Origin of the sequence: Neptunicella marina (genome assembly GCF_014270035.1) — a bacterium.
In the GTDB taxonomy this organism is placed as follows: Bacteria; Pseudomonadota; Gammaproteobacteria; order Enterobacterales; family Alteromonadaceae; genus Neptunicella; species Neptunicella marina.
On sequence record NZ_JACNEP010000006.1, the window covers coordinates 223,452 to 235,695 of the forward strand.

At 44.6% G+C, this 12,244-nt stretch carries 10 protein-coding genes; 8 read left to right on the forward strand and 2 right to left on the reverse strand.

Annotation, left to right across the window (positions count from 1 at the left end):
• Nucleotides 1-85 precede the first annotated feature (85 nt).
• Nucleotides 86-2,065 carry a metallophosphoesterase gene (locus H8B19_RS09690; protein ID WP_186506623.1) on the forward strand — a complete coding sequence of 660 codons (1,980 nt, stop codon included), beginning with the start codon at nucleotides 86-88 and terminating at the stop codon, nucleotides 2,063-2,065.
• 59 nt (nucleotides 2,066-2,124) lie between these two features.
• Here the strand turns inward: H8B19_RS09690 and H8B19_RS09695 are convergent, their stop codons facing one another.
• Nucleotides 2,125-3,867, reverse strand: a complete 1,743-nt coding sequence (locus H8B19_RS09695) for a DUF885 domain-containing protein (RefSeq protein WP_186506624.1) — start codon at nucleotides 3,865-3,867, stop codon at nucleotides 2,125-2,127.
• A gap of 228 nt (nucleotides 3,868-4,095) precedes the next feature.
• Here H8B19_RS09695 and H8B19_RS09700 point away from each other — a divergent pair, with 228 nt between their 5' ends.
• A complete protein-coding gene (locus H8B19_RS09700; RefSeq protein ID WP_186506625.1) occupies nucleotides 4,096-4,467 on the forward strand; it encodes a glutathione S-transferase N-terminal domain-containing protein in 372 nt (123 codons plus the stop codon).
• A 48-nt stretch (nucleotides 4,468-4,515) separates the two neighbouring features.
• Nucleotides 4,516-6,813 (forward strand): S9 family peptidase, encoded by a 2,298-nt coding sequence (locus tag H8B19_RS09705; RefSeq protein WP_186506626.1) that lies wholly within the window; start codon nucleotides 4,516-4,518, stop codon nucleotides 6,811-6,813.
• A 68-nt stretch (nucleotides 6,814-6,881) separates the two neighbouring features.
• On the opposite strand, the gene H8B19_RS09710 is transcribed toward H8B19_RS09705, so the two are convergent.
• Entirely contained in the window at nucleotides 6,882-7,118 is a 237-nt protein-coding gene (locus H8B19_RS09710; RefSeq protein ID WP_186506627.1) for a heavy-metal-associated domain-containing protein, read from the reverse strand.
• Nucleotides 7,119-7,267: 149 nt separating this feature from the next.
• Here H8B19_RS09710 and H8B19_RS09715 point away from each other — a divergent pair, with 149 nt between their 5' ends.
• The 5 genes from H8B19_RS09715 (at nucleotide 7,268) to H8B19_RS09735 (ending at nucleotide 12,143) form a co-directional block, all read left to right on the forward strand.
• On the forward strand, nucleotides 7,268-9,634 hold the full coding sequence (locus H8B19_RS09715) for a heavy metal translocating P-type ATPase (RefSeq protein ID WP_186506628.1): 2,367 nt from the start codon (nucleotides 7,268-7,270) through the stop codon (nucleotides 9,632-9,634).
• 11 nt (nucleotides 9,635-9,645) lie between these two features.
• Nucleotides 9,646-10,050, forward strand: coding sequence for a Cu(I)-responsive transcriptional regulator (gene cueR / locus H8B19_RS09720; protein WP_186506629.1), 405 nt, complete (start codon nucleotides 9,646-9,648; stop codon nucleotides 10,048-10,050).
• Nucleotides 10,051-10,169: 119 nt separating this feature from the next.
• Entirely contained in the window at nucleotides 10,170-10,532 is a 363-nt protein-coding gene (locus H8B19_RS09725) for a hypothetical protein (protein ID WP_186506630.1), read from the forward strand.
• A gap of 72 nt (nucleotides 10,533-10,604) precedes the next feature.
• Nucleotides 10,605-11,441: a hypothetical protein gene (locus H8B19_RS09730; RefSeq protein WP_186506631.1), complete on the forward strand. Its 837-nt coding sequence runs from the start codon at nucleotides 10,605-10,607 to the stop codon at nucleotides 11,439-11,441.
• Nucleotides 11,442-11,465: 24 nt separating this feature from the next.
• On the forward strand, nucleotides 11,466-12,143 hold the full coding sequence (locus tag H8B19_RS09735) for a hypothetical protein (protein WP_186506632.1): 678 nt from the start codon (nucleotides 11,466-11,468) through the stop codon (nucleotides 12,141-12,143).
• Nucleotides 12,144-12,244 lie beyond the last annotated feature (101 nt).

Consider the following 12,244-nt stretch of genomic DNA (forward strand, 5'->3'; position numbering starts at 1 on the left):
TGCCTTAAAGCACAATCGACAAGCGGCCAGTGGAAACACTGCGCCGCTTTTGTTGTTTATTTGATGATTAGAAATATGTTGGATTATGTATAAATCTATTTTGTTATTTGGGGTGGGTATCCTGGGCTGTTTTGCTACCTGGGCGGCAGAAAAGTCTCCTGAGCCCGCGGATCTATTCACCTATCAAATCGCTTTTATGCCGGATGTGCATTTTCATGATGTGTATGCCGATTTCCGGGACGGTAACTATCCGGGCATCCCCAATCCAAACGGACATAACGCCACTATCCGTAGTTTGCAGGCCGAGCTGAATTCCACCCGCTTATTTAATGAAAACTACTTTGCCTTGTTGGCGGCACTCGATGATTTAGCCAGCCAAAACATTAAACTGGTCGCTCTGCCGGGCGATTTTACCGACGATGGTCAGCCGGTGCATGTCCGTGGGCTGGCTAAAATATTGCGTCGTTACACTCAGCAATATGGCATGCGCTTTTTTGCCACCAATGGTAATCACGATCCTGTTCGACCTTTCGATTTTGCTGGCGGAAAGCGGGATTTTTTAGCCGCCGATGGCAGCGAGCAAGCGGTATTTAGCCCTGATAGTGAACCCTGTAAAGCCCACCAGGCTGATGTGATATGTACTGACGATATTAAACACTGGGGTTATACCGGTATCATTAATCAAATGGCAGACTTTGGTTTCTACCCGCTTAAGCAGGATATTTACTGGGAAACCCCGTATTCCAATTACTCTCAAGCATACAGTTTTGAGCAGGCCAAACAGCAATCTGCGCTTAGTCAGCGTCAGTTTGACATTTGTGTTGATGCCAAAGCCAAAGTGCAAAAAACATGCAGCCAAATGACAGATAGCAGTTACCTGGTGGAGCCGGTGCCGGGATTATGGTTGTTAGCAGTGGATGCTAATGTGTATGTGCCTAAAATCATAGGTGCGGCAAAGGGCAATGAGTTTAACGGCTCGGGCAATGCTGGATACAATCAGATGTTAAAACACAAACAGCATGTGATTAACTGGATAGCCGATGTAGCCAAACGTGCCAGGCTGCAACATAAAACTCTGGTGACTTTTAGCCACTTTCCTATGTATGAATTTTATGATGGTCAGTCACAAGCGATTGCCGGTTTATTTGGTCAAAATCAGTTTCAGTTAAAACGTAAACCCGACTCAGAGGTTAGCCGCAAACTGGCCAATACTGGCATTCGTTTGCATGTTGCCGGGCATATGCATTTTAACGATACCGGCGTGGCACATGGCGATGATGGTCAGGTGTTATTTAATATTCAGGCACCCAGTATTGCTGCTTATGTGCCAGCCTATAAGTTACTGAGTTTTAAAAGCGCAGATGAGGTGTTGGTGCAAACCAAAGTGGTTGATTCTGTGCCGCGTTTTAATGCGTTGTTTGCTTTTTATCAGCAGGAATATTCATATCGGCAGCACAACGGATTGCCACTATGGAATAAAGCGATTCTCGCATCACAGCATTACGATGAGTTTGCTAACTGGCATATTCGTGAATTGACCCGTCAGCGGTTTTTACCCAATGAATGGCCACAGACTTTACGACAATTATTGCTGCAACTAAGCGGTGATAAAATGCTGCTGTTGTTAACCATGCAGGCGCAAACCTCGCTGCAAAATTTGCTTGAGAATAACAACGCACTGACTGAGCTTTTGCAATCAGATGACGCGCAACAGGCTTCACAACAGCTTGCTGATAAACTAAGTCAGTACCAACTCACTCTGGCTGATTTTAGCGGCTGGAATGGTCTGGATTTGGCGGTGGACTTTTATCGGGTGCGTAATGCCGGCCAGCTGGCCAAACGTAATGTCAGCGCAAAACGTTTTGCCCAGTATCGGGTATTAACAGAGCTGGCTGCCGGGATTAAATCGGATCAGCAGTCGCTCACGATGCAAACGCCTGTGGCACAGATATTTGCACGCCAGTTTGCCGCCATGATGGCGATATTTGATGGTCTGGCAAACGGCTATCCGGATGTGGATTTTGAGCTGAATTTAGCCAAAGGCACTATCCAGGCGCTGGAATAAATCAGGTCTAAATAAAAGAGCCGGCAATAAGCCGGCTTCTTTATTCGTTAAGTTGTCACTTAGTGTTTTTGTTTTTGTGCAGTGATCCATTCCAGGGTCATTTCTTCCAGTAAATCCAATGGTAAAGAACCGGATTTTAAGATTTGATCGTGGAAGGCGCGGACATCGAATTTATCGCCCAATGCCGCTTCGGCGCGATGACGTAATTCAATGATTTTGATTTCACCAATCTTATAACTCAGTGCCTGCGCAGGCCAGGTGATGTAACGGTCAATTTGCGCGACCACTTCCGGCATTGTAAGCGCGGTATTGGCAGCTAAGTAATCAATGGCTTGCTGACGTGACCAGCCCATGGCGTGCATGCCGGTATCAACCACCAAACGGCAGGCGCGCCAGGTTTCATAGGTTAAACGGCCAAAATCACTGTAGGGATCCTGATAAAAGCCCATCTCTTTACCCAGTTTTTCGGAGTAAAGCGCCCAGCCTTCGGTGTAAGCCGAATGCGACAAAATCTTACGGAATTCCGGCATATCCATTTCTTTAGCTAAAGCGCCTTGCAAATGATGACCCGGGATAGACTCGTGATAGGTCAGGGCTTCCAGGTTATACAAAGGCGCAGCTTTTAAATCCTGGGTGCCGACAAAATAGGTGCCAGAGGTGGTGCCGCTGCCATCTGAACCGACATAAAACGCACCGCCATTTGGACTGGATTTAATATCGAAAGTATTACGCGGCAAGGTGCCAAACCACTTAGGTAGCTGACCGGCCATTTTACGGCTGATGTAGCTGGCTTTTTCGAGTAAATCGCGCTCTGATTCAGCGAAAAACTTAGGCTCGTTACGCAAATATTCGATGAACTGTTTGAAGTCACCTTCAAAACCTACCTGCTTGATAATGGTATTCATTTGCTCACGAATACGTTTAACTTCGTTTAAGCCTAACTGATGAATTTCCGCAGCAGACAAAGACGTGGTGGTGTAATAGTTAATTAAATATTGATAGTAGGCTTTACCATCCTGCAGCTGTGATATGCCTACCGACTTGCGGCAATTTGGCATATATTCCTTGGTGAAAAAGTCATAAAAACGCTGATATTCAGGGATAACCGTGTCTTTAATCAGTTTTTTGCCCTGTTTGAGATAATTGGTTTTTTCTTGCTCAGTAAAACGCTCGGGCATATTGGCAAACGGCGCATAAAACTCGCTGGTAGTGATGTCATCAACGATGTAGTGGCTGATAGTTTGGTCGTAGGTGGCAAAGCTTTCACAATATTGTGTGTAACCCTTTTTAATCGCCGCTTTTAGGTTGGTAATGTGCTGCTGATTGTAACGTGGAAAATCTGCCAGACTGATCAGATAGTTGTCGTAATCCGCTTCGGTTAAAAACGACATATTATCCGGTGCGCCACCAAAATAAGTGTGAAAACCAGCGTATTGATTCAGCGGGAACATGTAATCAAATTGCTGATAACTTTTGGCTTCGGTTTCACGCTCGTATTTAAACAAACGATAGCTTAACTGGTCCTGCTCAGACAAATCCTGCAGGTCTATTCTGTTCAGCTCATTCAATACATGCTGATTAAATTGTGCACGGCGCTGACGACCTTTTGCAGATACATCTGGCAATTTGCCATTCATACGGAAAGTATCCGGGTCGTTGCGGAAAAAAATCTGTTCTTTATTGGCATTTGCCCAGTGTTTATCGAGTAATTGGTGGAACGCCTGAGTGTCAGCATTTTGTGCACTGGCCACTGAACTAATCCATAAAAGTAGTGTACCTACCAGGGCCTTTTTTAGGGTCATAGAAGGATTCCTTGACTAAGTGTGTTTATTTTAAAAATTCGATGGATCTTGGCACATCCGTGCCGGATTAACTATAGGTTGCGCAAATATAGACCAAAGCAATTTAAGTAAATATCAAAACACGATTAATCTACCGGTATTATCGGTTAGTGGAATAGTTGCTCCAATCAAAATATGCAACAATGCCGGGCTGTAAATCTTAACTGGCTTAAGAAGAGGTAAAAATTAGTGGTTGTTATACGCTGGATTTTGGGGGCAATCATTTTGTTTGTGGATTGGTTGTTTACACCGAAAGGTCCCAAACGCAATGTTGAGCAGCAGGCAAAAGTGGATGAACGAATTTCCGGACTGGCTCTGTATCAGTTCAAGGCCTGTCCATTTTGCGTAAAAGTACGTCGGGAATGTAAACGGCTGGGCATTAACCTGCCTTTGCAGGATGCTAAACGTGATTTGCGTGTTCGCAATGAATTGCTTGAACAAGGTGGCAAAATCAAAGTGCCTTGTTTGCGTATAGAGCAGGATAATCAGGTGCGTTGGTTGTACGAATCCTCTGATATTGTTAGCTTTTTACAACAACGTGTGAACTCAACTACTGTCTGACGGTAGTTGAAGTAACCCATTTAAAAAAATAATAAAGGATGACACCTTATGATAAAGTCACGCCCGGTACTGGGTCTGTTAATGGCGGTGACCATGGCAGGCTGTAGCAGTACTATGCAACCGGCTCCGCAGTCAGTTGCGTCCGCCGACACGTCTTCTCAAATTACCCTCGAAGATTTGTACAAAAACAAAAAGTATGATGCCAAACGTTTAGGTTCAGTGCGTTGGATGGAAGATGGCACCTCTTACACTTCGGTTGAAAAAGCTGAAGGTGACACCGACGCCAAAGATATTGTGCGTTATGACGCCGGCAGCGATAAACGTGAAGTGCTGGTTAGTGCAAAAATGCTAACCCCTGAAGGTCAGGAAAAAGCGCTGGAAATTGATGATTATCAGTGGAACAGCGACCAGACCATGCTGATGATCTACACCAACAGTAAAAAAGTATGGCGTAGTAACAGCCGTGGTGATTACTGGTTGTTAGACATGAAATCGGGCAAATTAACCCAACTAGGCTTAAGCTCAGATGATGTTGAACCAGCCACTATGATGTTTGCCAAGTTCTCGCCAAACGATAAAGCGATTGCTTATGTGCGCAACAACAATCTGTATTCTCAGTCGCTACAGGATTACTCAATCAAACAGCTTACTACCGATGGTAAAGGTCACATCATCAACGGTATTTTTGATTGGGTTTATGAAGAAGAATTCAGCATTGCCGATGGTTTCCGCTGGAGCCCGGATGGCAAACATATCGCTTACTGGCAGCTGGATACCAGCAACGTGCGCGATTTCACCATGATCAACAATACCGACGAGTTATATCCAACTTTGACCGTGTTCCCTTATCCAAAAGCCGGTGAAAAAAACTCAACCGTGCGTATTGGTGTGGTGAACGTTAGTAACGCTAAAACCCGCTGGGCTGATATTCCGGCTGATACCGACGATTTTTATATCCCGCGTATGGGCTGGGCCGGTAACGATGATGAAATCGTGGTGCAAAAAGTTAACCGTTTGCAAAACACCAATGATCACTATCTGGTCAACATTCACACGGGTAAAGCCAAAGAAATGTTCGTTGATAAAGACGATGCATTCTTAGAGCGTTATTACGATGTTGAGTGGTTAAATGACGGCCAAAACTTCCTGAAAATCAGCGAACGTGATGGCTGGCGTCATATTTACCTGGTAAGCCGCGATGGCAAAACCATTAAAAATCTAACCCCGGGTGAGTTCGATATCATCTCTATCGTGCACGTGGATAAAGCTGCTGGCAAAGTGTATTTCACTGCCGGTAAAGACAGCGTGTTAGAGCAATATCTTTACAGCGCCAGCCTGGATGGTAAAGGCGATATCACGCGTATTACCCCTGCTGAATTTAAAGGCAATAACAGCTATAAAATTTCACCAGATGGTAAACTGGCGGTGCACTACTTCTCAAATGTACGCACCCCGACTCAGTACAGCATCATCAGCCTGCCGGATCACAAAAACATCCGTACTCTGATTGATAACCATGAAGTGAAAGAAGAAATCAGCAAGCTGGCACTGGCCGACCATGAGTTTTTCCGTGTACCCAGCTACGATGGCACCGAGTTGGATGGCTTTATTATGCGCCCGGCTAATTTCGATCCGAAAAAGAAATACCCGATTATTTTCTACGTGTATGGTGAGCCTGCCGGTCAAACCGTTAAAAACAGCTGGGGTGGCAGCCTTACTTTATTTAACGATTATCTGACACAGCAGGGTTTCCTGGTGGCTTCTATCGATAACCGCGGTACCCGTTCACCGCGTGGTCGTGAATGGCGTAAAGATATTTACCGTCACATTGGTACTTATGCCTCTAAAGATCAGGCAACAGCACTGGATGAAATGGCTAAACGTTTCCCTTATATCGATACCAGCCGTGTTGGTATCTGGGGTCACTCGGGCGGTGGTTCGATGACATTAAACATGATGTTCCGTTATCCGGATAAATACAAAGCCGGTATTGCGGTTGCACCTGTGCCAGACATCCGTTTGTACGACACCATCTATCAGGAACGTTACATGGGCTTACCTGATACCTTCACCACTGAAACGGGTCGTGAAGCGTATAATCAGGCTTCACCTATTACCTTTGCGGAAAACTTAAAAGGTAAGCTGCTGTTAATCCACGGTACCGGTGACGATAACGTGCATTATCAGGGCTCTGAGCGTTTGATTAACAAACTGGTTGAATACAACAAACAATTTGAATTTATGAGCTATCCAAACCGCAGCCACTCACTGCGTGAAGGTAAAGGCACTAGCCTGCATCGCATGACAATGCAGGCAGAGTTCTTCAAAAAGAATTTGATGAACTAAGTCTTTCGCGTTCAATAAAAAAAGCCGGTAAGTTGTGATGACTTACCGGTTTTTTTATTGGCTGCCGGTTACGAATGACAGCTGTGTGAGGGATTACAACAGCTGACTTCCACATGGTTTGCGGTATACCCGGCTTCTTTTATCGCCTCAATAATGTCTTCCTTGTTTAGTTCACTGTTTACCGAAACCAGTTTATTAGCTAAATCGACAGTGATTTTTGCATTAGCCTGCAACTGTAAAATCGCTTTAGTAATGGCACTAACACAGTGGCCACAAGTTATATCGGTGACGCTGAATTTCATCATGTTTGATCTCCTGTATTAAATTCAATAATCAGGATAAAGATTGCCACTGTGACAGGGTCAAACATATTTTATAACGTGTTTGACCTTACCATGGTGTTAAGGTCTAGCTTTATGTTATCCGACCATTTTTTCATTTGGGAGTTAATATTGTGGCAGCCACTGTACAGTTGGGTATTCAAGGCATGACCTGCGCATCTTGCGCTAATCGCATAGAAAAAGCCCTGATTGCGGTTAACGGGGTAGAACAAGCAAGCGTCAATCTGGCAACAGAAACCGCAACTGTTAATGCTGATGTGGTGCTGGCAGATATTAATACAGCAATTGAATCAGCGGGGTATCAATTACAAAGCGAAACACGTCAATTTGTAGTGAAAGGTATGACGTGCGCTTCCTGTGCAGGAAGAGTCGAAAAAAGCCTGCTGAAAGTCACCGGGGTAATTTCTGCCAGTGTCAATCTGGCCACAGAACAGGTTAGTGTGGTTGTAATACCTTCTGCTACTGATGACAGTATGCAGCAAGCGGTAACATCTGCCGGATATGAACTCATTATTGACAGGCCGGAGAGCCAGAAAACAGAGCAGCAACCTGAATTAGCTTTCTACCAATCAGATAATTGGCCGGTTATCGGTTCTGCCATTCTCACGTTGCCTTTAGTTTTGCCGATGTTTGCAATGTTATTGGGTGCAGACTGGACGCTGCCGCCATTATGGCAATGGTTACTGGCAACACCTGTGCAATTCTATTTTGGCGCACGTTTTTACAAGTCTGGCTGGCATGCATTAAAAGCATTGAGCGGTAATATGGATTTACTGGTTTCGATAGGCACAAGTGCTGCTTATGGTCTGTCGTTATATCTGTGGCTTGGATTTGATGGCCATCAGGCAATGCCTCATTTGTATTTTGAAAGCAGTGCAGCTGTTCTCACTCTGGTGTTACTAGGCAAGTTACTGGAAAGAAGAGCAAAAAGGCGCACCACAGATGCACTCAAAGCGTTGGAAAACCTAAAACCAACATCCGCCACAGTTTGGCGTAACAATAGTTGGCAAACCATTAGTGCAGCGCAACTTAATAAAGATGACAGAGTAAAAGTGTTGCCGGGTGAGCGCATTCCGTCAGATGGATTGGTGATTAAAGGTAGCAGTCATGTTGATGAAGCTTTGATCAGTGGTGAGAGTATTCCGCTAAATAAGAGCAAGGGAGATCATCTTACTGGTGGAGCAGTGAATTTAGATGGTGTATTGGAGTTTACCGCTTCCGCTGTGGGGGCGGAGTCAACACTTGAAAAAATTATTCGTCTGGTGCAACAGGCGCAGGGCGCCAAAGCACCGGTACAAGCTTTGGTTGATAAGATAAGTAGTATTTTTGTTCCAGTAGTTCTGCTGGTGGCCTTGCTTACCTTATTAACGTGGGGAATCGTATTTGATGACTGGACTCAGGGTATACTGCATGCAGTCGCGGTATTAGTCATCGCCTGCCCGTGTGCACTGGGGTTAGCTACACCGGCGGCAATAATGGCCGGGACTGGCACCGCGGCACGTCATGGCATTTTGGTCAAAGATGCTGTGGCACTGGAGCAGGCCACCAAAATTGATTACGTGGTTTTTGATAAAACCGGCACCCTGACCAATGGTAAACCTGAACTGACACAATTAACCGCATTGCGTGGAAATGAGCAAGAAATTACCAGGCTGGCCTATGCGTTATCACAAAACAGCGAACATCCCCTTGCAAAGGCAGTGGTTAAGCATGCAATGTCAAACAATGTGACGTTACAGGAAACAAGTGACTTTAATGTGGTCGCAGGTAAAGGCGTAAAAGCCATGGTGGGACAGCGTGAAGTAATATTGGGCTCGGGCAACTGGATGCGGGAGCTGGGACTCACAATGCCAACCGAGCAGATTACTGTTCAGGGGGCATCCGTTTCCTGGCTGGCAGAAATCAAAGATGAGCAAACTTTTCTTATAGGATTGTTATGTTTTGCTGATAAAGCCAAACCAGAGGCCAAATCAGCGGTTAAAAAGTTACAAAATAGCGGGATTAAGGTGGCTATGCTAACTGGTGATTCACACGCCAGCGCAGACTATATTGCGCAGCAATTAGGGCTGGATAATGTGCAGGCGGAAGTGTTGCCACAAGGCAAAGCGCAAGCTGTGGAGCAGTATCAGAATGAAGGTTTCAAGGTGGCAATGGTTGGAGATGGAATCAATGATGCACCCGCCTTGGCACAGGCTGATTTAGGTATAGCCATGGCGACGGGGACCGAGGTGGCCGTTAGTGCATCAGCAATAACATTGATGCGTGGTAATCCAGAGTTAGTGGCTTCAACTTTATTGTTGGCCAGTGCCACCTACCGTAATATTCAACAAAACCTGTTCTGGGCCTTTGCGTTTAATACTATTGGTATTCCTCTGGCAGCTGCAGGGTTTTTAAATCCGGTGATTGCCGGTGCAGCAATGGCTTGTAGTAGTGTGTTGGTTGTAACCAATGCTCTAAGGTTGCAACGTATGTCTTTTTAATCGGAGGGAATATGTTGGAATTGCTGACTATTGGTGCCGCGGCTAAAGCCAGTGGTTTGACCGCTAAAATGATCCGTCACTATGAACAATTGGGATTATTGCGAAAAATGCCGCGAACCGAGTCGGGATATCGGTTGTATAACAGCGAACATATCGATCAGCTACGTTTTATCAGGCAGGCACGTAATTTAGGATTTTCGTTGTCGGATATTCAGTCATTGCTTGAACTTTGGCATGACTCACAGCGTGAAAGCCGTGCAGTCAAGCAAATTGCTGAACAACATTTAAGCGAAATAAAGGCCAAAATAAGTGAGCTAAAGCATATGCAGCAAATTTTATCTGATCTTGCAGATAACTGCCGTGGTGATGGCAGTCCGGATTGCAATATTCTAAAACAACTGGCGAAACCGGATTAGGATTGCAAAGGTTGTTGAGCTTATAAATACATGCAATTAGACACATATTTTATGTGCTGACCTGCGCATATATAGTATGTTGTTGTGATGAAATGATTGCGTTAATCAGAGAAAAATAAATGAAGCCCAAAACCAAAGCCTTACTGTTTTCCGCTTTATTATTTCCCGGCACAGGCCATTTTGTACTTAAAAGGCCGCTTGCTGGCAGTGGTATTGTGTTCGCTGCATTGTTACTTATTCACCAGTTAGCCAGCGATGTGATGACTCAGGCGCAGTTGATTGCCGATGACATTATGGCGGGGCGCGTCGCGCCGACTATTGAAGGCATTACCATTGCAATGGAGAGCCAGCCAGTGGATCCGCTAATGCCTTTATGGAGTGCTCTGTTACTGGTGGTGTGGATTGGTGCCATGCTTGACGTGCTTAGAATTTCCAGACTAAAACCTGTTTCAGTCAAAAAAGCAGCCAACCGCTCGTCTTAATAATTTGTCTGGTATGACATAACAAAACTGGCAATGGAATTGCCGGTTTAAATAAACGAAAAGGATTTATATATGCACCTCAAACAAAATGCTAAAGCGATAGAAGAATTTGAATACCGCTTACAGTGTCATGATGAATATTTTCAAAACTACCCATTAGAGCAGGGACTAAAAACAGCTCCGCCAGAAAATCACTACATGGTTTATAACCAAGCGCAATGGCAACATTTCCAGGCTGGAGTTAATTGGCTTTACTTGCAAAATCTTGATGCTGCGCAGGCCCATTTAGCTGAGGTGATGCCGCTACTTAAACAATCTATGGCGGCATGCTACAGCATTGAGCTACCTCTTTACTTTTCTTACTTTCAAACGGCTCTGCTTTTAGGTTTGCCCGAAGATGCTAATGAAGCGGCGAATATTGTTGCTAAGTTGGAGCCAGCATCCAATCGTGCGAGTGAGTTGATGCAAGTTTTAATGGCTAAGTTGTGGCTTGGATACTCGGATATACCTGAAGCCTGGTTAAAAACAATCACGCGGTCGGAACAAAATAAAGGTCATTCACTCATTTATGTCGGGTTTTCTGCCGCGCTTAAAGCCTTCGCCGGTTCGAATAAACCAGCTTTAGCCAGCGCAATCACGACTATTTTGGAGCATCATCGTCATGTGCTGCGTTATCTCAGATGGACTGCAAATATTACACAGTTATATGAAACTACCTCAACTCTACTGGTAATCATAGCTAAACAGCGAGGATGGAATATCAAGCCGATGATTGGTACTACCCAATATCAAATTAAAATAAGGCCAGAGGACTATTTGCATCGCGAAGGGATGACATCGAAAACCAGAGTGGAGGTCTGTACTGATTTTTTGCCAGACGTATTTGTAGATAACCCTGTTTATCGTTAAAAATTATAATTTCAAGGAAGATACATGTCATTTTCATCTATTTCATTAGAAGCTATTCAGCGGGTACATACTAATCGTAAACGCATGGTGCAGGCTCTTATATTCCCATTTATTGCCCTGGTCGTTGTTGACTTGCTACAAGGGTTGGAGCCCAAGGGGGCAATGGCCATGGCTTTGAATATTTTGGGCATGCTAATTAACACTTTATTTGCCGTAACTACACATAGAATTATTTTGATCGGTGACCACGCCGTTCCTCCTTTTGGGTTGTCTCGCTGGACTAAACGGGAAACGTCTTTTTTGCTACATACCTTAGCGTTTGCTTTGATATTCATGCCATTTGTATTGGTTGGAATGTTTGCCACATCTGGATTCTGGGTTTTAATTCCGGGATTAATCTGTATTAGCTGGCTGGCAGCACGTTTAAGTCTGGTGTTTCCTGCTATTGCAATTGAAGATGAAAATGCCGGCTTCAAATTGGCATGGGAATTGAGCCGTGGGAAAACCGGCTTTATGCTGGCTGTGGTTTTTTTATTACCTGTTATTTCAATAGTTATTTCCTATCCGTTACTGATCTTACCTGGCACTGATGCCATTGCTTCTATGCTAGGCACGATAATATTGGTTTATGAGGTGGCTATACTATCGCTTGCCTATGAGTCTTTAAGTCAGAAACATTCTGAGCATATTATAAATGTTTGATTTTTGAACTATATATGTGTCGTGCAATAGTGCCAGCGATTTATTGAGACAGTTTGCGCTACCGCAATATAAAGTGAAAACAAAACATGCATGTTAGTAGA